Annotated in this window: 18 protein-coding genes; 9 read left to right on the plus strand and 9 right to left on the minus strand. The window is 42.1% G+C overall.

All coding sequences use genetic code 11. From position 1 onward, the window contains the following. Positions 1–48: 48 nt before the first annotated feature. The 5 genes from mnmA to D8803_RS01180 all read right to left on the minus strand — a co-directional run bounded on the left by mnmA (position 49) and on the right by D8803_RS01180 (position 5,673). On the minus strand, positions 49–1,170 hold the full coding sequence (gene mnmA / locus D8803_RS01160) for a tRNA 2-thiouridine(34) synthase MnmA (RefSeq protein WP_131199997.1): 1,122 nt from the start codon (positions 1,168–1,170) through the stop codon (positions 49–51). Between the two features lie 160 nt (positions 1,171–1,330). Beyond that, positions 1,331–2,722 carry an argininosuccinate lyase gene (gene argH, locus D8803_RS01165; protein ID WP_131199998.1) on the minus strand — a complete coding sequence of 464 codons (1,392 nt, stop codon included), beginning with the start codon at positions 2,720–2,722 and terminating at the stop codon, positions 1,331–1,333. 28 nt (positions 2,723–2,750) lie between these two features. Continuing rightward, a complete protein-coding gene (locus D8803_RS01170) occupies positions 2,751–3,947 on the minus strand; it encodes an argininosuccinate synthase (RefSeq protein WP_131199999.1) in 1,197 nt (398 codons plus the stop codon). A gap of 15 nt (positions 3,948–3,962) precedes the next feature. After that, positions 3,963–4,769, minus strand: a complete 807-nt coding sequence (locus D8803_RS01175) for an ABC transporter substrate-binding protein (protein WP_131200000.1) — start codon at positions 4,767–4,769, stop codon at positions 3,963–3,965. Positions 4,770–5,046: 277 nt separating this feature from the next. After that, on the minus strand, positions 5,047–5,673 hold the full coding sequence (locus D8803_RS01180; RefSeq protein WP_131200001.1) for a LysM peptidoglycan-binding domain-containing protein: 627 nt from the start codon (positions 5,671–5,673) through the stop codon (positions 5,047–5,049). A gap of 240 nt (positions 5,674–5,913) precedes the next feature. Between D8803_RS01180 and sdaAB the strand changes: the two genes are divergently transcribed. Genes sdaAB through D8803_RS01195 form a run of 3 tightly spaced genes read left to right on the plus strand, consistent with a single transcriptional unit; the run spans position 5,914 to position 8,117 of the window. Continuing rightward, positions 5,914–6,585, plus strand: coding sequence for an L-serine ammonia-lyase, iron-sulfur-dependent subunit beta (gene sdaAB, locus D8803_RS01185; protein ID WP_038804696.1), 672 nt, complete (start codon positions 5,914–5,916; stop codon positions 6,583–6,585). Positions 6,586–6,593: 8 nt separating this feature from the next. Continuing rightward, complete coding sequence (sdaAA, locus tag D8803_RS01190) at positions 6,594–7,466, plus strand: L-serine ammonia-lyase, iron-sulfur-dependent, subunit alpha (protein WP_131200002.1); 873 nt, start codon at positions 6,594–6,596, stop codon at positions 7,464–7,466. Between the two features lie 21 nt (positions 7,467–7,487). Further along, positions 7,488–8,117, plus strand: coding sequence for an HAD hydrolase-like protein (locus D8803_RS01195; RefSeq protein ID WP_131200003.1), 630 nt, complete (start codon positions 7,488–7,490; stop codon positions 8,115–8,117). Between the two features lie 95 nt (positions 8,118–8,212). Here D8803_RS01195 and D8803_RS01200 read toward each other — a convergent pair whose 3' ends face one another. Continuing rightward, positions 8,213–10,063 (minus strand): nucleoside-diphosphate sugar epimerase/dehydratase, encoded by a 1,851-nt coding sequence (locus D8803_RS01200; protein ID WP_001035730.1) that lies wholly within the window; start codon positions 10,061–10,063, stop codon positions 8,213–8,215. 81 nt (positions 10,064–10,144) lie between these two features. Further along, positions 10,145–10,975, minus strand: coding sequence for a glycosyltransferase (locus tag D8803_RS01205; protein ID WP_131200004.1), 831 nt, complete (start codon positions 10,973–10,975; stop codon positions 10,145–10,147). 221 nt (positions 10,976–11,196) lie between these two features. On the opposite strand from D8803_RS01205, the gene D8803_RS01210 reads away from it, so the two are divergent. The 6 genes from D8803_RS01210 to D8803_RS01235 all read left to right on the plus strand — a co-directional run bounded on the left by D8803_RS01210 (position 11,197) and on the right by D8803_RS01235 (position 17,674). Next, complete coding sequence (locus D8803_RS01210; protein ID WP_131200005.1) at positions 11,197–12,363, plus strand: CynX/NimT family MFS transporter; 1,167 nt, start codon at positions 11,197–11,199, stop codon at positions 12,361–12,363. A gap of 202 nt (positions 12,364–12,565) precedes the next feature. Continuing rightward, positions 12,566–14,665 (plus strand): DUF2971 domain-containing protein, encoded by a 2,100-nt coding sequence (locus D8803_RS09770; RefSeq protein WP_223805008.1) that lies wholly within the window; start codon positions 12,566–12,568, stop codon positions 14,663–14,665. 155 nt (positions 14,666–14,820) lie between these two features. After that, positions 14,821–15,147, plus strand: coding sequence for a PadR family transcriptional regulator (locus D8803_RS01220; RefSeq protein ID WP_000273860.1), 327 nt, complete (start codon positions 14,821–14,823; stop codon positions 15,145–15,147). Next, the gene (locus D8803_RS01225) at positions 15,134–15,727 is read left to right on the plus strand and encodes a DUF1700 domain-containing protein (protein ID WP_131200006.1); all 594 of its coding nucleotides are present in this window, start codon (positions 15,134–15,136) and stop codon (positions 15,725–15,727) included. Before D8803_RS01220 ends, D8803_RS01225 begins: the two co-directional genes overlap by 14 nt. Beyond that, positions 15,720–16,649 (plus strand): DUF4097 family beta strand repeat-containing protein, encoded by a 930-nt coding sequence (locus tag D8803_RS01230; protein WP_131200007.1) that lies wholly within the window; start codon positions 15,720–15,722, stop codon positions 16,647–16,649. The genes D8803_RS01225 and D8803_RS01230 overlap by 8 nt, the downstream gene beginning before the upstream one ends. 62 nt (positions 16,650–16,711) lie before the next feature. Then, complete coding sequence (locus tag D8803_RS01235) at positions 16,712–17,674, plus strand: DUF6574 domain-containing protein (RefSeq protein WP_131200008.1); 963 nt, start codon at positions 16,712–16,714, stop codon at positions 17,672–17,674. Positions 17,675–17,736: 62 nt separating this feature from the next. On the opposite strand, the gene D8803_RS01240 is transcribed toward D8803_RS01235, so the two are convergent. Further along, on the minus strand, positions 17,737–18,588 hold the full coding sequence (locus D8803_RS01240; RefSeq protein WP_131200009.1) for a DUF4299 family protein: 852 nt from the start codon (positions 18,586–18,588) through the stop codon (positions 17,737–17,739). A gap of 120 nt (positions 18,589–18,708) precedes the next feature. Continuing rightward, positions 18,709–19,695, minus strand: coding sequence for a rhodanese-related sulfurtransferase (locus D8803_RS01245; protein ID WP_131200010.1), 987 nt, complete (start codon positions 19,693–19,695; stop codon positions 18,709–18,711). Positions 19,696–19,799: the final 104 nt, after the last annotated feature.

Consider the following 19,799-nt stretch of genomic DNA (forward strand, 5'->3'; position numbering starts at 1 on the left):
CATTTCTATTGCTTTTATTATTGTAGCAAATTGAGAAAATTTGTCAATCTAAATGTACTGACAAACTTGTCCATCTCGATAAGCATTGTCAATCAATCCACCACCTAGACACTCATCACCGTCGTAAAAGACAACTGCCTGTCCTGGTGTGATAGCGCGCTGTGGCTCTGCAAAGATGACCTCTGCCTTGTCTCCTTTGACATGTACTGTCACCTTAGAATCAGGCTGACGGTAGCGGAATTTAGCTGTACATTCTAGTGTAAATTCCTCTGGCATGTCACGAGTAAAATGAACTTGACTGGCCTCTAGGCTAGTTGACATGAGCGAATCATGGTAGAAACCTTGGCCTACATAGAGGAGATTTTGGCTCAAATCTTTTCCGACAACGAACCACGGTGCATTGTCACCGCCGTGTTGCCCACCGATACCGAGACCACCACGCTGACCAATCGTATAGTACATGAGGCCGGCATGCTCGCCCATATCACGACCATCCATGGTCATCATACGACCAGGCTGAGCTGGCAGGTAGTTACTGAGAAAGTTTTTAAAGTTCTTTTCTCCGATAAAACAAATCCCTGTCGAATCTTTCTTCTTGGCAGTCGCAAGGCCTGCTTCTTCTGCTAGTTTTCGTACTTCAGGCTTTTCCAAATGCCCCAGTGGGAACATAGTTTTTTGGAGTTGTTCTTGCGAAAGCTGGCTGAGGAAATAGGTCTGGTCCTTCCCATTGTCCACGCCACGAAGCATGTGAACAATGCCATCCTCATCACGCGCCACTCGAGCATAATGCCCCGTCGCTACATAGTCTGCCCCCAAGGTCATGGCATAGTCCAAAAAGGCCTTGAACTTGATTTCCTTGTTACACATAACGTCTGGATTTGGCGTCCGTCCTGCACGGTATTCCGCTAGGAAATACTCAAAAACGCGGTCCCAGTACTCTTTTTCAAAATTGACAGAGTAGTAAGGTATGCCGATCTGGTCTGCCACCGCAGCCACATCCTTGTAATCTTCGGTCGCCGTACAGACGCCGTTTTCGTCTGTGTCATCCCAGTTCTTCATGAAGATACCGATCACATCGTAGCCCTGCTCCTTGAGCAAGAGAGCCGTCACTGACGAATCGACACCACCACTCATCCCCACGACAACACGTGTTTTAGAGTTATCACTCATGGTAAGTCTCCCATCTATTCGTTTATTCACGATTGAAGGTCGTGTGTGCTTCACGATTGAAGGTCGCTTGAGCAGTATTCATTATAACACGCTTGGTTGGAGAAGACAAGAAAGAGGCTGATAAATCATCTCAGCCTCTCTTTCTTACTTTGCAAACGAATCAATTTTCCCCTTCAAGTTCTTTCTTCGCTTGTTCTATCTGGTATTTCACTTGCTCAAAGCCGGTTCCTCCTAAGGAATTTCTCCTCTGAACAGCGGTTTCCGGACGCAAGTAGATATAAATATCCTCTTCAATCAAGGGATGGTAGACTTGCAACTCCTTCAAATCCCAATCTTGGATATTTTTACCATGCTTGATAGAGTCTAGAACCAATTTCCCTACAATTTCATGCGCTTCTCTAAAAGGGAGGCCTTTTTCAGCCAAATAATCTGCCAGTTCGGTCGCATTCGAAAAATCATTCTCTGTAGATTGCTGCATTTTGGCCTTATTAACCTGCATGCTCGATAGCATACCTGCCAACACATCCAGAGAATTCAAAATCGTTTCTACTGTATCAAACATGCCTTCCTTGTCCTCTTGCAAATCCTTATTATAAGCCAGAGGCAAAGATTTCATGACGGTCAATAGTCCAAGCAAGTGCCCGTAAACCCGTCCTGACTTCCCTCGAATCAATTCCGCCATATCAGGATTTTTCTTCTGGGGCATGATAGATGAACCTGTTGAAAAGCTATCAGACAAGCTAATGTACTGATACTCAAAACTGCACCAATTGATGATTTCTTCACAAAAACGACTCATATGCATCATCAAAATGCTGGCATTTGACAGGAATTCTAAGATAAAATCACGGTCACTCACGGCATCCAAGGAATTGGTATAGGGTTCTTGGAAGCCCAATAAATCACTCGATAATTGACGATCGATTGGAAAAGTTGTTCCCGCCAATGCAGCCGCACCCAGGGGAGATAGGTCCGTATGTTTTAGGTTAAATGCAAAACGTTCGCTGTCCCTTTGAAACATATTGTAATAAGCCATGAGATGGTGGGCAAAACTAATCGGTTGGGCGTGTTGTAAATGGGTATAGCCTGGCATGATGGTTTCCACATGTTTTTCAGCCAAATCCAGCAAAACACTGTTCAGATTCGCCAACTTATCCAAGACATGGCCAAGCTGCTCCTTTAGATATAAGTGCATATCCGTTGCGACTTGGTCATTCCGAGAACGAGCCGTGTGTAGTTTCCCAGCCAGAGGACCGATTTTTTCTGTCAGCAACACTTCCATATTCATATGAATATCTTCATTTGCAATATCAAAATGAAGCTCTCCTGCCTCTAAATCTCGCAACAAAGCTTTCAGACCATCTTGGATCTGCTCTGCCTCTTCCAAACTCAAAATGCCAGTCTGTCCTAGCATTTGAACATGAGCTAAGGAACCCATCAAATCAAATTTTGCCAGCTGGTGGTCAAAGGAAATACTTGCACCGAACTGTTCTACCCACTCTTCCACAGCGCCTTCAAATCGACCACCCCATAATTTTGTATTTTTCGGCATATCCTGTATGTCCCTTTCTATCGCGTCACTACTCGACATTTTTCTGAACTTCTGAATAAACTTTAGTCGGAAGCCCCCAAAGCTTGATAAATCCAACAGCCGCATCTTGGTCAAAGGTATCCGCACTGGTATAAGTCGCCAAATTTTCATCGTAAAGAGAATTTGGTGATTTCCGAGCCACTACCTGGGCGTTCCCCTTATAGAGTTTAACTTTTGCAGTTCCATTGACAACTTTCTGTGTCTCCTTGATATAGGCAATCAAAGCCTGAGTTGCTGGGCTAAACCACAAGGCATTATAGATGAGATTGGACAACTCATTTTCGATAATAGGTTTGAAATGAGCCACTTCTCTCACAAGAGTCAAGTCCTCAATCTCCTTATGAGCTACCAATAAAGTCACAGCACCTGGGCACTCATAAATCTCTCTTGACTTAATACCGACTAGGCGATTTTCCACGTGGTCAATACGACCGACACCGTGTTTGCCCGCAATTTCATTTAGCTTTTGAATCAAATCCGCCACTTTCATCTTCTCTCCATTAAGGGAGATAGGCACCCCGCAACTAAACTCAATGTCAATAAATTCTGGACTGTCTGGTGCCTCTTCTGGAGAAGATGTGATTCCAAATGCTTCTTCTGGCGCTTGGTTCCAAGGATTTTCCAAGACACCACATTCATTTGCACGTCCCCAAAGATTTTGATCGACAGAGTAAGGATTGTCAAGGTCAGCAGGAACTGGGACGCCGTTTTCTTTTGCATATTGGATTTCTTCTTCACGTGACCATTTCCACTCACGAACAGGCGCAACTACCTTTAAATTGGGATCCAAAGCTGCAATAGAGACTTCAAACCGAACTTGGTCGTTTCCCTTACCTGTACAACCATGGGCAATTGCGGTTGCCCCTGTCTGATGAGCTATTTCAACTAGTTTTTTTGAAATAAGAGGGCGACTCAGAGCAGATACCAAGGGATACTTTTGTTCATAGTAGGCATGAGCCTGAAGGGCCACTAAAACATAGTCATTAGCAAATTCTTTCTTAACATCAATGACATAAGACTCTACAGCCCCAACCTTGAGAGCTTTATCGTGGATGAACTCCAAATCTTTTCCTTCACCCACATCCATACAAACAGCAATCACATCATAGTCTTTTTTTAACCATGTAATCGCAACTGATGTATCCAATCCACCTGAATAGGCTAAAATAACTTTCTCCTTACTCATTTCTCTTCCTTCTTTCTATTTTTCGATAGAGGCTTTAAAAGCAGCGTCAATCAATTTGTCCAATTCCTCAGAATCCTTCAACTTCTGGATGGTTTTATCAACCGCCTCTTTTAATTCTTTACTGTCTTTTTTCATCGCAACAGCGTAAGAATCTTCTTTGTCATTGTCAACATCAAACTCAGCGATGACTAGGTCTGGATTATTCTCTACATATCCTTTCGCCACTGGCTCTTCAAAGATAACCGCATCCAGTTGCCCAGATTTCAAATCTGTTATCAAATTTCCATTTTTAGGAAGTGAAACGAGAGAAGAATTCTGCAAGGTTTCTTTGACCAAAGTCTCCTGTATCGAACCTTTCTGCGCTCCAACCTTTTTCTGAGCCAAATCCTTGACTGATTGGTAATTCGTTAATTCAGATTTTCTTACGATAACCTTATTTTTCGAAGTGTAGTAGGGAATTGAAAAATCGTAAACTTGACTTCTCTCTTCCGTTTTAGAAACACCTGATATGGCAAGATCGGCCTTGCCTGAATCAAGACTAGCCAGTACATTGTCAAAACTCATTGGAGAGAACTCCACTTCCACACCTAGTTCCTTTGCGATGGCTTTGGCTAGCTCAACATCTGAACCTACAATCTGATTTTTCCCATCGACCAATTTCTGATATTCAAATGGAGCAAACTCTGGATTTAGGGCCACCACCAATTTTCCTTTAGCCTTAATGGCTTCAACACCTTGGGACTGACTGTTACTACAAGCAAACAATAAGGGAAACATAAGCAAACTAAACATCGCCATCAGCACCTTCTTTACTTTATTCATAGAAAACCTCCTCTTATTTTTATACTTTTAAATTGTATAAATAATACACTTCTTAAAAACATTTGTCAAGCCAAAACTAAATTTTATTTCATTTTAGTCAAAAAAATTCTTATTATATGATATATTTTTACATATAATAAGCTTATTTATACTATTTGAATTTTAAAACAATTTGAAGAGTTCCGTTGGAATTATACAAAGAGAGCATTGCTGAGAAGATCGTTACACTTTTTGTTCTAGAGAAACAAAAAAAGAGCCCTAAAGGACTCTTTTATTCTTAATACCAACCGTTGTTAAGCCAGAAGTTCTTAGCAGCTGCCCATGAACCGTAGCGTCCTGCAACGTAGGCGTCTGCTACGCGTTCTTGGTTTTCAGCTGAGTAGTCACCGTTCAAGTATGAATCTGTCAATTGGTAACGTCCGATGTAACGTCCGTTTGTAGCTGTGTAGCTACCACCTGATTCTTTTTGGGCGATCCATTCTTTGGCTTCTGCTTCAGATCCACTTACAGTTGAATCTGTATAGCTTTCTTCTTCATAAGAAGTGCTTGTTGTAGCAGCTGGCGCTTCGTAAGTTGTTGTTTCAGTTATTTCTTCGTAAGTCGTAGTCTCTTCGATTGTTTCTCCTGTTGCAGCTGGGGCTTCATAAGTTGTCGCAGCTGGAGTTGTCCCTTCGATGACCAAAACTTGATCCACAAAGATCAGATGAATATCCTCTATCTTGTTTTTTTCTGCCAATTTTTCAACAGTGGTGTTGTACTTCTCAGCGATTTCTGAAAGAGTGTCACCTGGTTTAACTGTATAAGTGATTGTTTCATCTGCAAAAGCAAGTGATGGTGCAAGGAAAGCAAGGAAAGTTGCTGCTCCTGCAAGAGTTGATTTAATTTGTTTAGTTGTTAATGTCATTTCTAAAAATTCTCCTTTTTACTATGTTTCTATCATACCGTGTGAATATTACCGTTTCTTGACGGTTTCGTGTAGAAATATTACAAAAATATTTTATATTTACTGAAACATTGATATTTTTGTCATAAAAGACAAGATTTTATACTATTTTTATCCATTTTCTCAGTTTTATAAGGGAAATAAGCACAGAACTTCATTCTTTGATATAATAGAAACAAGAATCTTTGTAAGGGGAAACAGATGCACTCACTTCGTTTTCAATCTGTCTTTGATATCATCGGTCCTGTCATGATTGGCCCATCAAGTAGTCATACAGCTGGGGCTGTTCGTATCGGAAAAATCGTGTCTTCTATCTTTGGTGATAGACCGACAGAGGTGGAATTCCAACTATTTAATTCATTTGCTAAGACCTACCGTGGTCATGGGACAGACCTTGCTCTCGTCGCTGGTATATTAGGTATGGATACGGACGATCCCGATATTCCAAATAGCCTTGAGATTGCCCATAAACGTGGTATCAAGATTGTCTGGACCATTCAGAAAGACAGCAACGCGCCTCACCCTAACACCACGAAAATTACTGTGAAGAATGAACACAAATCCATCAGTGTGACAGGAATTTCCATTGGTGGGGGAAATATCCAGGTCACGGAGCTTAACGGCTTTGCTGTCTCTCTTAACATGAACACACCGACCATCATCATCGTGCATCAGGATGTTCCAGGTATGATTGCCCATGTTACTGAAGCCCTCTCTCGTTTCGATATCAACATCGCTCAGATGAATGTGACTCGAGAAAAAGCTGGAGAAAAAGCCATCATGATCATCGAAGTCGATAGTCGAAGTTGCGAAGAGGCGATTGAAGAAATCCGAAAAATCCCTCATCTCCATAATGTCAATTTCTTTAAGTAGGAGGAAACATGTTTTATTCTATCAAAGAATTGGTCGAGCAGGCAGATCTAGACTTCCAAGGGAATGTCGCCGAACTCATGATTGCGACAGAATATCAACTAACTGGTCGGGAACGTACAGAAGTTCTCCTCCTCATGGAGCGCAATCTAGAAGTCATGAAAGCCTCTGTCGAGCTCGGCCTTAGTGAAAACAAATCCCGCAGTGGCCTAACGGGTGGCGATGCAGCCAAGCTAGATCGCCATCTCAAAAGTGGCAAGGCCTTGTCTGACTTTACCATCCTATCAGCAGCCCGTAATGCCATCGCGGTCAACGAACACAACGCTAAAATGGGTTTGGTCTGCGCCACTCCAACCGCAGGAAGTGCTGGCTGTCTGCCTGCCGTTCTTACTGCAGCTATTCAAAAACTTGACCTCAGCCACGAAGAACAGCTGGATTTCCTCTTTGCTGCGGGTGCCTTTGGATTGGTTATCGCAAACAACGCTTCTATCTCAGGCGCTGAAGGTGGCTGCCAGGCCGAAGTTGGCTCTGCCTCTGCCATGAGTGCCGCAGCCTTGACCTTGGCTGCAGGTGGAACCCCCTATCAGGCTAGCCAAGCCATCGCTTTTGTCATTAAAAATATGCTAGGTCTCATCTGTGACCCCGTCGCTGGTTTGGTTGAAGTTCCTTGTGTCAAACGAAATGCCCTGGGGGCTAGCTTTGCCTTTATCGCGGCAGATATGGCCTTGGCAGGTATTGAGTCTAAGATCCCTGTTGACGAAGTCATCGATGCCATGTACCAAGTCGGTTCCAGCCTCCCAACTGCCTTTCGTGAAACAGCTGAGGGTGGACTCGCAGCCACCCCTACTGGTCGTCGCCTACAAAAAGAAATCTTCGGAGAATAACCTTATCTAATAGGAGAAACTATGTCATCAATCTCAGCCATCTTTTTCGATCTAGACGGAACTCTGGTTGACAGTTCCATCGGGATCCACAATTCCTTTACTCATACCTTTGAACAACTGGGAGTTCCGACTCCTGATGCTAAAACCATTCGTGGTTTCATGGGTCCACCGCTTGAAACTAGTTTTGCAACATGCCTTCCCAAGGAACAAATCTCAGAGGCTGTGCAGATATACCGTTCTTACTACAAGAAAAAAGGGATCCACGAAGCCCAACTCTTCCCCCGAATAACGGAATTACTCCAAGAACTTTCACAAAACTACCCTCTCTACATCACTACAACAAAGAATACTCCTACTGCTCATGATATGACTAAAAATCTGGGAATCCATCATTTCTTTGATGGCATTTACGGCTCTAGTCCGGAAACGCCACACAAGGCGGATGTCATCCGTTTTGCCTTGCAAACGCATCAACTCCCTGCAGACCAAGTCCTTATCATCGGAGATACCAAGTTTGATATGATTGGAGCCCAAGAAACTAGCATCAAAAAGTTCGCTGTTACTTGGGGATTTGGAGAAGAGGCTGATTTGCTCAGCTATCAACCTGACTGGATTGCCCGTACAATCGATGATATCATCAGTCAGCTATAACAAGCTAATATCTTCAAACTACAGAGTAAAAAGACCAAGGTTCTGTCTATACAAAACCTTGGTCTTTGATTTATATTTAATTGTATGAGTCACTATTACTCAATATGGGTTGTTTCATTTGCAAAGGAAATGATCGCTTCTTTAAGCTCATCTCCACTGAGTGAACGGAACTCCTCAATTTTCTGATTGATGGCTTCTAGTGGCATGACATTTACCTTACCAACGAAAATCTTGTCCATGACTTGGTTATCAACCAATTCGGTCGAAACCAAGAGTTCTTCATAGAGTTTTTCACCCGGGCGGATACCGACCTCAACGATTGGAATTTCACTTTCCGTGTGCCCGCTTAGAAGCACCATTTTCTTAGCCAAATCATAGATCTTGACTGGTTTGCCCATATCGAGGATAAAGACTTCTCCGTCCTTGGCATAAGCGCCAGCATGGATTACTAGACGGCTAGCCTCTGGAATAGTCATGAAGTAACGTGTCATGCGGAAGTCTGTGACCGTTACAGGGCCACCTTCAGCAATCTGGCGTTCAAAGACAGGAATCACGCTACCACGGCTACCGAGAACATTCCCAAAACGGACTGCACAGTAGGTCGATTTGCTACGTTGGTTAAAGCCAGTGACAATCAACTCTGCCACACGCTTGGTTGCGCCCATAACATTCGGTGGATTGACCGCCTTGTCAGTCGAAATCATGACCATCTTAGGTACTTTGGCTGCATCAACAGCCTTGGCAACATTGTAGGTTCCGAGGATATTGTTCTTGAAGGCTTCTTTTGGATTGCGCTCCATCATCGGAACGTGCTTGTGAGCGGCAGCATGGTAGACAATGGCTGGTTTGTACTGTTCAAATACCTGCAAGAGACGGTCATAGTCCTGAATATCTGCAATAACAGGAACATAATCAATCCCTTGGAATGTACGGATCAATTCATGATAAACGAGGTAGATGGAATTTTCGCCATGTCCAAGCAAAATCACGCGTTCAGGATTGAAGCGACTGACTTGACGACAAATCTCCGAACCAATCGAACCACCTGCTCCTGTCACCAAGATAGTCTTACCTGTAAGCTCTGCACCAAGACGCGATTCGTCAAGACGAATTTCTTGACGGCCCAAAAGGTCTGTGATGTCAATTTTCTGGAAACCACTACCTGGTTGGTGAAGCCCCTGAACAACTGTCTCAACCTTGGGCATCTTGTAACATTTGATACCGAGTTTATTACACATCTGCAGGATACGTTCGTACTCTGACGGGTCAAGCGAAGGGATGGCTACGATGACACGCTCGATTTGGTGACGTTTGGCCAATTCAGGCAGATTATCATAAGAACCCAAAACGGAAATTCCACCTAGTTTTTGTCCCTTTTTCTTCTCATCATTATCCAAAATTCCCACTAACTCAAGGTCACTAGTTGGGTGTTGGTAGCTGTTCATAAAGAGGGCCCCACCATCACCAGCACCGATCAAGAAGGTACGGCGGTGTTCGCCCTCCCCACTTCCCTGCTTGCGCTTAGAATAAATCAACTGCCAAGTGATACGAGGGAGTAAGATCAGGAAGGTACTCAATAAGATAAAGAGTATGATGAACCGGATAGAAAATAGAGGAAGAAAAGCGTAGCAGAGTCCGTAAGAGACAATGCTGCTGACGGTTACACCAAAAAAGATTTTTAAGAAATCTGTGATTTTACTATAGCGACTAATACTCGCATTGAGCCCCCAAAATCCAATCATAATTTGATAGAAGAGGAAAGCCAAACCAGTATAGATAACATAGTCCACAGGCGCTGGGTTAATCAAGCCATAAAAGAGAATGTAAGACACGATGATGGAAACCACCATACTAATAATATCAAATACACCCCAGAACACCTGCTTTTGCTGTTTATTTAAAATTTCAACCAGATCAATCACATAATCTGTTAGTTTTTTATTCATAGGAATTTACTCTTTCTTAAAAGAATGCAAACAAATATACCGTCATTATAACATTTTTTGGCTATTTTATCTTTTACAATACTATTTATTTTTTCTTAATAATTTCACAAAAATAAACTGACGTACAAAGCCTGGACAAAGTGCCGCAATCGCCTGAATGGCAATGCTTTTCGCATATTCCATGTAAGAAATTTGCCCTCTTTCAAGCATGCGCTGACGAGCCTGGCGATAGAGTTTGAGGTAACGCAAGCCACCTCGACGCTCAAACATCCCTGCACCGACACGAACCTTACACAAGATTTGATCTAGGTTCCCAGTCTTGGCACCTGCAGCAATCATATTGAGCCAAAGGAGGTCATCCTCCATATAAAGTCCGTCTTCGTAGTTGCCCGCCTTGAGGACCATGTCCTTTTTGAACATGACTGTCATGTGGTTGAAGGCGCTTCTCATTCTCTGATAAGCCACAATGTCTGCGTGCTGAGTTGGGACACGACGGTAAGAAACAATCTCGTCAGGATTGTCAATAAATTCTGCAATATGCCCACCTAAGAGATCCAGATTTTTCTCTTCCATTAGTTGGACTTGCTTTTCAAAGCGGTCAGCTACCGCTATATCATCTGTATCCATACGAGCGATGATATCGTACTGACACTGTAAAACACCGTATCGAAGAGCCAAACCTAAACCTTGATTTTCTTCCAAGGGGCAACGCTTAACTGGAATCTCTGACTGCGCTTCCACTTCATCTAGCACCTGATAGAGTTCGGGCGTGAGCGGCCCGTCCTCAACAAGAACAAGCTCACTTGGTTTCAAGGTCTGGTTTTGAATACTCTTGATAGCATCTCTCAAAAATGTCGGATTTTCCTTTACATAGACCGACATCAAGACGCTGATTTTTTGCTTTTCAGACACAGTTTTTCTCCAATTTATAGATTTCCTTCCACTATTTTATCACAAAATTTCCTAGTTTCCTATTTTTATCTCAAATCAAGAAAAATTCTGGTAAAGAAATCCGTCCCCTTTCACTCTATTTTCACTTCCATTGATTGAACTGTCTTGGCTGTCATTACTTGACATTATAAGGAAAAAACCTTAAAATAAGCTGTTATTAAAATCATCTTATCGAGGTTTTTATGAAAAAACAATCACTCTTTTTTGTTCTAGGAATTGTCTTAATCGGGACTGTTTTACGCTCTCCTTTTACTGCTCTTCCAACCATTTTAGGAGATATCGCTCAGGGACTAGGAGTTGAGGTTAGCTCTCTTGGGATTTTAACCAGTCTCCCTCTCTTGATGTTTGCTCTTTTCTCTGCTTTTGCAAGCCGCTTGGCACAAAAAATCGGGTTGGAACATCTCTTTACTTACTGTCTCCTTCTCTTAACTATTGGCTCTGTCATTCGGATCTTCAATCTGCCCCTTCTCTATCTAGGAACTCTAATCATCGGAGCAAGCATCGCGATCTTCAATGTACTCCTCCCAAGTATGATCCAGGCAAATCAGCCTCAAAAGATTAGTTTCCTAACAACTCTCTATGTCACTGCCATGGGAATTTCGACAGCCATCGCTTCTTATCTATCCGTCCCTATCACCCAAGCTAGTTCTTGGAAGGGCCTCATCCTCGTTCTCAGCTTTCTCTGTCTGGTCACTCTGCTAGTCTGGTTGCCAAATCATCGCCACAACCACCACCTAGAAAGCCAAAAAGAAAAGCAAGTCAAAGAGAATATTCTAAAAAGTAAAGATGTTTGGGCTATCATTATCTTTGGCGGGCTTCAGTCCTTGCTCTTTTATACAAGTATGACCTGGTTGCCAACGATTGCCATTGGTGCTGGTCTTTCTAATAAGGATGCGGCTCTTCTTGCTTCTATTTTCTCACTGATCAGCATTCCTTTTTCAATGACTGTTCCAAGTCTGACGACTCGTCTATCAGATGGTCGCCGTCGAATCATGCTGGCAATTATCTCTATCGCTGGGATGACAGGAATTGCCATGCTCTTGTATCCAAGTAGCAGCTTCCTCTACTGGTTAGTCGTCCACCTCTTGATCGGAACGGCCTGCAGCGCCCTCTTCCCCTACCTCATGGTTTGCTTCTCTCTTAAAACCAGTTCTCCTGAAAAGACAGCTCAGCTATCAGGACTAGCGCAAACAGGTGGATATATCTTAGCTGCTTTTGGACCTACCTTGTTTGGTTACAGTTTTGAACTTTTCCAATCTTGGATCCCAGCTGTCCTTGCCCTTCTAGCTGTTGATATCATCATGACCGTCTCGCTCTTTATGGTGGATCGGGCTGATAAGATACTTTAATTTTTCTAAAATACTTCTCAGATATAAGCAATGCAAAGCTAGACTCTGTCTGGCTTTTTTGGTGCTTCTATCAACAAAAGCACCCTCGATCTGTTAGCAGAAAAATGGCGTTTTTGATATAATAAGATGTATAGAAACTAATTGTCATACGAAAAATAAATTAGTTTATAAGATAGCTACTATTTTAAACGAGGTGCATAGAATGGATGAACAGAAATACAATTGGTATCTAAGTAAAGTAAAGTTAGATAAACTCGTTGACTTATCAGCCGAGGAGACAGATAGGTCTTCCTGTGAAGCTCTAGCAGAAAAGGCAAGAATAATTTATGAACAATACCCTGAATCAGAAGACATTGCGTTGCGGTATGCTTGGATTTTGGTCAATTTATCAACCAAGCAGACTGTGTTGAAGGAACGGATGACTACTGCTAAAAAACTAGAGAAATTACAGCAACAATTCCAGGATTCACATGATATAGCAGAAGCATTTGCTAGGATTTTGTTCAATTTGTCAGTTGAACAAGTAAATGTAGAAGAACTAGGCAAGACTGTGAATTCAGTCAAACAAATTTTTGAGCAGTTCAATCAGTCTGAAGAAATTGCTTTACGTTATGCCGTGATTTTGGTCAATTTATCAATCAAGCAAATTGGGCTGAAAGAAATCGAAGCTACTGTCAAAAAATTAGAGAAATTACTGCAAAAATTCCCTGAATCGCATGATATAGCAGAGGCATTTGCCAGGATTTTGGCTAATTTATCAGACAAGCAGCCTGAGTTGAAAGAGCGGGCGGCTACTGCTGAGAACTTACAGGTCTTGCAGCAACAATTCCCTGAATCGCATGATATAGCAGAAATGTATGCTATGACTTTGTTCAATTTATCAACCAAGCAGACTGAGTTGAATGAACTGGTGACTACTGCTAAGAAATTAAAGGGATTGCATAAACATGAACGCTTCCAAGAATCTGAAGAGATTGCTTTTATATATGCTATGTTCTTAGCGAGCTTATTTGAACACCAAACAGAGTTAAGTGAACGTCTTCAAACAATAGAAACAATCAAAACACTTTATGATAAATTTTCCGAATTTATGATACAAAATTTTGATGATTTATTTTTTAGTAATGATAATGTTTGTGACAGCGAGGAGTACAAGCTATTCAACTTTATCCTAAGAGAAGGTCTTTTAAATAATACTAAATATGCTATTTTACAAACGTGGGCAAAGCGTTATAAAGAGGACTCGAATGAACTAAAAAACTTACTGTCTATTTACCAGTATGTTCAAAAAATCAAATACCAACTTGGATTGAAAAATGAAGATAAAAATAAAAATCTTAAGTTCGGCCATTACACTAAAGGGAGCGTTCTTCAAAGTTTATTGGATCAGAAGGAGGAATCAAGCTTTTCTATAGTTGGAAAAACTCGTTTGAATAATGCGAATTATATGAATGATCCTGAGGAAGGTATCATTATAGAAAAGATATTGGGCTTAGATAGACGAGATGCTTTGGAGCCAAGCTCATGGTTTTTAATGAGTTTTACTAATAAAACAGATGATCTAGCTATGTGGTCCCAGTATGGTGATGATGCCAAAGGTGTTTGTCTTGTACTTCGGGAGGATGACTTTTCTAGATTTTCATCTTTCAATGATGTTTCTTGGCGTCGAGAAAAAAACTTTTTAGAATTCTCTGATAAGATGTATTTACTGAAATCTGAATTAAATATTGGTTTTGAAAAATCTATCTTTCGGAGTGAAAGTGAAAATTCAGTCGATACTGTTAATGATGAAGGAACTGAACTGAATTCTGTAGAAAAAGATAGTGATTCAAAAGGGAATCGTGATTATCTCTACCGAATTGCCTATGTTAAAAATATAGGTGAAGATATAGAACTTGAACAAACCGAACTATTTGGTAAGTCCGAAATAGAAGAATTAGAAAAATTGTTGAATAGTTTAAAAGAAAAACTAGATATCGGTTCAAAAATTACGGAGGAGAACTATCAAAATGCTATTGCTGAATGTATAGAAGAAATTCGCTACTTATTTAAATCTGTTGATTACAAATATGAAAACGAACTTCGTATCTTACGCTATGCGAACCTAGATCCTAGCAATAAGGAAATCAAAATTGACAAAACTTCTGGGGTAGGTAAACTTTATGTAGAACGAAAAAATTCAATTCAAATCGGGGAAGTCATTTTCGGTCCTAAGTTTCCAAATCCTGAGTACGTGACTCCCTTATTAAAACTTTTAGATAAGGAAATTAAGTATAAAAAATCTACGATAAAATTTAGATAAAGTCTGACAACATTCTCTAAACTTCTAGTTTTTACTAGGAGTTTTTTATATATAAAATTTTTACACATATTTCTTGACAGGGCTTTTAACTTGAGATACAATATATTTGAAAAGAGTATATATAAAATTTTTATATAATATAAAGGAGGTTTCCCATGTACTTCCCAACATCCTCTGCCTTGATTGAGTTTCTCATCTTGGCTGTACTGGAGCAGGGGGATTCTTATGGTTATGAGATTAGCCAAACCATTAAACTCATCGCCAATATCAAAGAATCCACGCTCTATCCCATTCTCAAAAAATTGGAAGCCAGTGGCTTTCTGACCACCTACTCTAGAGAGTTTCAGGGGCGTATGCGCAAATACTATTCCTTGACCAATCGGGGTGTAGAGCAGCTCGTTACTCTAAAGGAAGAGTGGACGCTCTATACCGACACCGTCAACGGCATCATAGAAGGGAGTATCCGCCATGACAAGAACTGACTATCTGACTCAGTTAGAAACCTATCTCCATAAACTACCTGAAGCTGACCGCATCGAAGCCATGGACTACTTTAAGGAACTATTTGACGATGCGGGTTCAGAGGGCGAAGAGGAACTCATTGCCAGTCTGGGAACTCCAAAAGAAGCTGCCCATGATATCCTTTCTGATCTTCTCGACAAGAAAGTCAATGAAGCCCCTGCTCAAAAGAATGACCGCCAACTGCTACACATTGCCCTCTTGGCCCTGCTAGTAGCTCCTATCGGAATTCCGGTTGGGATCGGCATCCTCATGGCCATCATCGGTATTTTTATCGCAGCTGTCTCCGTCATTCTAGCCTTTTTCGCTGTTTCGGTGACGGGTATCCTGCTAGGTGGACTCTTTATCATAGAGAGCTTTAGTGTTCTGGTCGAAGCCAAATCTGCCTTTATCTTGATTTTTGGGGCCGGTTTGCTTGCTATCGGTGCTTCTTCTCTTGTTCTATTAGGCATCTCCTATGTAGCTCGTTTCTTTGGCCTCCTAATCGTCCGCTTGGTGCAATGGATTCTTAAAAAAGGAAAGAGAGGTGACAGACATGCGTAAATTGACGAAAGGATTTCTCATCTTTGGTGTGGTTTCTACAATCCTTGGTTTTATCATGATTATTGTAGGCGCCCAGTCCAATGGTATTCAAAGTTTGCTTGCCATGTCAAAAGACCCCATCTATGACAATCGTACCGAAGAAGTGACCTTTGGAAATGAAGTGGAAAAACTTGATCTAGCCCTTGAAGAACATAGCCTGACCATCACAGAGTCTGTAGATGACAAGATCCACATCAGCTATCATCCGTCAGTATCTGGCCGTCACGATTTGACTACTGGCATGAGTGACAAAACACTGAGCGTCACTGACAAACAAGCCTCCCAACATCGTTTTCTCGGCTCAGGAATCGAAGGCCTACTTCGTATCGCTAGCAACTATTCTAATCGTTTTGACGAAGTCGTTCTCTCCCTACCTAAAGGAAGAAAGCTACAAGCTATCACCGTCTCAGCCAATCGTGGACAAACCAATATTCGTCAAGCCAATCTTGAAAATGCGACAATCAAAACAAAAGGCTATCTCTTAAGACTAACAGAAAGTTCTATCAAGAACAGTTCACTGACGGCACCTCATATCATCAATATCTTTGATGCCGAATTGACAGATAGTCAGGTCAAGACGGAGGGAGCACACATCTATGCTGAAAATATCCAAGTTCACGGCAAGGTCGAGCTAGAGGCTTATTCAACTCTACAACTCATTCTCTCCCAGAAAGAGACCGACCGTATCAATCTAGAAATTTCTTCTCAGCATGGTGGTATCTATCGTCAACCCAAAGAAGAACATCGTGGACAAAAAGAGAATGTACTTGCCAACCCTTATAAAACCGAAAAAGCAGATATCAAGGATTTACTCATTGCAAAAGCCAACCAGGATATCTACCTACCTAAAGAGGAGCACTCTGCTCCATCTAGAAACCATTGACAAAAACGCTTTCATCTGCTAATCTAAAAATAGAAAACGACCATAAAAAAGGAGGTTCCACCATGACACAAGAATGGTTTGAAAGTGCCGATCTTGAGAAGAAATCAGCTCAGACGAAATCGGAAAACCAGCCCAACGAGCCAGAGATTTCGGAAACTGTGGAGACCGAACCACAAGCAAACGAAGAAACACCTGTCTCACCTAAAGAGTTGGAAACGCATGAGGAGGAAGCTCCCGAAATGATTGAGGAAACCCAAACCGAGGAAGAGGGAGAAGGGAAAGCTGAAGAGGAACGCAACCAAGAAAACTCTGTAAAAGAGAAAAGCATCCTCAGCAAAGCTTTAGAGAGCCCCTATATCCCAGATATTGACCCTCGTAAAACTGCCCGATTAAAAAAAGAAATCGCACTATTTTGGACTTGGCTACTGGATGCTATCCAAGAACCAACTGCTAGCAAGACTACAGATCAAAAGCATCGTTACAGTGTCTTTGCCCTGCTCACTCTTCTGTCCTCGATTAACCTTTTCTTTAGTATCTATCATATCAAGCGCCTCTACTATGGCTATATGATTTCTATTGCTAATGGTTCTCCTAATCAGCTCCCACCTTTAGATCTCTTTGCTGGGCTTTCGATTCTGGTCGCTAGCGCTCTATTTTACTTTTCCATCATTTTGGGAGGCTTTACTGTCCGACGTGTACTGGACCAGGAGAGCGACTTTACATTCCAAGAAGCCTTTGATCGTTACAGCAGACTCTTTGCTATCCCACTTGTCCTAACAGCTCTAGCAAGTTTCTTTGCACTCTTTGGTGGCTTGCGATTTGCTGGCATCCTCACTCTTCTAAGCATGGCCATCTTTGCCCTTGGCAATCTCTTTGTGATTAGCAAGCCAAGTAAGACCAGTAGCCTCGACCCATTTTATCGATTCCTGCTAGCTGTCTTACTTGATGGCGCTATTCTCTTACCCTTCCTCATTGCAGAGTTAGCCCTGACAGTGGACTACCTTCGCATCCTGACATTCTTTTAACCAAAATCCCTGCCATTCATTAATGACAGGGATTTTTATGCTTACTCTTTTTTGGACAGTGTCTATTCGATGGTTGCCAATCCTTCAAAATCTTGTCCTAGGATGGATTGTACTTCTAATTGATTAGCATCTAGTTGCTGGTAAAATGCTGTTGGTAGTGACTCTAGGAATTTTGCGTAATCCAAGCGAGCGATGGATTCGTAGTCTTCTGCTTTTGAGCCATCACCAGAAATCTTCACTAGGTCAATCTCCCAAACAAGCTCCTTGCCTGCCAGCTGCTCGGTATAAGGCACTGGTACAAAGGGTTCCTTTGGCAAAATCGTCTTGACTCCCTGGGCTAGGTGATAGATACCGTGCACCTTGCCTTGGGCGTCTGGGTAAAATTTCACACTGGCAAGGTAGGCATCAGATCCTTGAACCTTATTGACCAGCTCTTCAAAACGTGCCAATCCATCCTCAGCTAAAAAGCTCTCGAGGTATTCCTTATTGAGATAGATAGGGGACAAGAGCCCTTGGCAATAGACTAGACGCGTTGCTTTGTCAGCTAGATAATGCTTGACCGTTTGTCGGAAATAAGCTTCAAAGTCAAACCCTTCTACCGCTTCCCCCAACTTGCCAGATAGGGCCTGTAGAAGAGTCTCTACAATCTCCCAGTCCGCTCTGGTAAGGAAGTCTGGAATCACCACTTGATAACCTTTTCGACTATCCGCATAGTTCACTTTAAAGAGAAATTGCGACTGACCTACAATCCCACACTCCATGTATTCGAGACGATTGAGGGGCTGACGGAGATAGACCGCATCATAACTGTGTGACTCCAAGCCCTCTACCAAGGCTAAGATAGACTTGGCAGTCAAAACCTCCTGTTGTCCTAGAATGCTTTCTTTATTTGGGATAAAAAATGTTTTCGCCATAACTGACCTCCTTTGAAATCGTTTACACACAGTATAACCTATTTTCCTGAAAGATACAGAAACAAACTTTAGATTTTTAGATAAAAAGCATAGAAAAACAGCCCCTGAAGGCTGTTTGCTTTATACTGAAGCGACCTGATCCAAGCTTTCACCGATAGCAGCTAAGCGCTCCACAACTTCTGCTTGTGTCAATTCATTTTCTGAAACATAGCGGTTGCGTGGGTGAACACGGCACTCGTGTGAGCATCCACGAAGGTACTTGTCTTCGTTTTCTTCTGATGTCAAGATACGACGGTTACAGAAGGGATTTCCACAGTTGACATAACGTTCACATGGTGTTCCATCAAACCAGTCTTTCCCTACGATGGTTGGGTTAACATGGTTGACATCAACTGCGATACGCTCGTCAAAGACGTACATTTTCCCATCCCAAAGCTCGCCTTGGACTTCTGGGTCTTTACCGTAGGTTGCGATTCCTCCGTGCAATTGGGCGACATCTTTGTAGCCTTCACGAACCATCCAGCCTGAGAATTTCTCACAGCGAACGCCACCTGTACAGTAAACCACGACACGCTTGTCCATGAATTTTTCCTTGTTGTCACGAACCCATTGTGGCAACTCACGGAAGTTGCGGATGTCTGGACGGATGGCACCGCGGAAATGTCCTAGATCGTACTCATAATCGTTACGTGTGTCAAGAACCACTGTATCTTCGTCAAGAAGGGCTTCTTTGAACTCTTTTGGAGACAAGTAAGCACCCGTTGTTTCAAGTGGGTTGATGTCGTTGTCAAAGTCATTGTCTTCTAAACCAAGGTGAACAATTTCTTTCTTGTAGCGAACAAACATCTTCTTGAAGGCTTGTTCATTTTCTTCGTCAATCTTAAACCAGAGGTCTTCCATTCCTGGGAGGCTGTGAACGTAGTCCATGTATTTTTGTGTTGTTTCATAGTCACCTGAAACGGTTCCGTTGATTCCCTCGTCAGCGACTAAGATACGGCCTTTGAGACCGATTGATTTACAGAAAGCCAAGTGGTCTGCCGCAAATTGCTCTGCATTTTCAATTGGAGTATAGAGGTAGTAAAGTAAGACACGAATATCTTTTGCCATAAGATTTGTTCTCTTTTCTATTCTTAAATTTTCAGAATTTTTCATTCAACTATACTAGTATACCCACTTGAGAAAACGAATGCAATTTATTTGACCGGAAATTT

Source organism: Streptococcus oralis, assembly GCF_003943385.1.
Taxonomy (GTDB): Bacteria; Bacillota; Bacilli; order Lactobacillales; family Streptococcaceae; genus Streptococcus; species Streptococcus oralis_CA.

Coding starts and splice junctions, on each gene's coding strand:
- mnmA (WP_131199997.1), bottom strand. CDS start 1,170: ATGAGTGATAACTCTAAAACACGTGTTGTCGTGGGGATGAGTGGTGGT.
- argH (WP_131199998.1), bottom strand. CDS start 2,722: ATGCCGAAAAATACAAAATTATGGGGTGGTCGATTTGAAGGCGCTGTG.
- D8803_RS01170 (WP_131199999.1), bottom strand. CDS start 3,947: ATGAGTAAGGAGAAAGTTATTTTAGCCTATTCAGGTGGATTGGATACA.
- D8803_RS01175 (WP_131200000.1), bottom strand. CDS start 4,769: ATGAATAAAGTAAAGAAGGTGCTGATGGCGATGTTTAGTTTGCTTATG.
- D8803_RS01180 (WP_131200001.1), bottom strand. CDS start 5,673: ATGACATTAACAACTAAACAAATTAAATCAACTCTTGCAGGAGCAGCA.
- sdaAB (WP_038804696.1), top strand. CDS start 5,914: ATGCACTCACTTCGTTTTCAATCTGTCTTTGATATCATCGGTCCTGTC.
- sdaAA (WP_131200002.1), top strand. CDS start 6,594: ATGTTTTATTCTATCAAAGAATTGGTCGAGCAGGCAGATCTAGACTTC.
- D8803_RS01195 (WP_131200003.1), top strand. CDS start 7,488: ATGTCATCAATCTCAGCCATCTTTTTCGATCTAGACGGAACTCTGGTT.
- D8803_RS01200 (WP_001035730.1), bottom strand. CDS start 10,063: ATGAATAAAAAACTAACAGATTATGTGATTGATCTGGTTGAAATTTTA.
- D8803_RS01210 (WP_131200005.1), top strand. CDS start 11,197: ATGAAAAAACAATCACTCTTTTTTGTTCTAGGAATTGTCTTAATCGGG.
- D8803_RS09770 (WP_223805008.1), top strand. CDS start 12,566: ATGGATGAACAGAAATACAATTGGTATCTAAGTAAAGTAAAGTTAGAT.
- D8803_RS01220 (WP_000273860.1), top strand. CDS start 14,821: ATGTACTTCCCAACATCCTCTGCCTTGATTGAGTTTCTCATCTTGGCT.
- D8803_RS01225 (WP_131200006.1), top strand. CDS start 15,134: ATGACAAGAACTGACTATCTGACTCAGTTAGAAACCTATCTCCATAAA.
- D8803_RS01230 (WP_131200007.1), top strand. CDS start 15,720: ATGCGTAAATTGACGAAAGGATTTCTCATCTTTGGTGTGGTTTCTACA.
- D8803_RS01235 (WP_131200008.1), top strand. CDS start 16,712: ATGACACAAGAATGGTTTGAAAGTGCCGATCTTGAGAAGAAATCAGCT.
- D8803_RS01240 (WP_131200009.1), bottom strand. CDS start 18,588: ATGGCGAAAACATTTTTTATCCCAAATAAAGAAAGCATTCTAGGACAA.
- D8803_RS01245 (WP_131200010.1), bottom strand. CDS start 19,695: ATGGCAAAAGATATTCGTGTCTTACTTTACTACCTCTATACTCCAATT.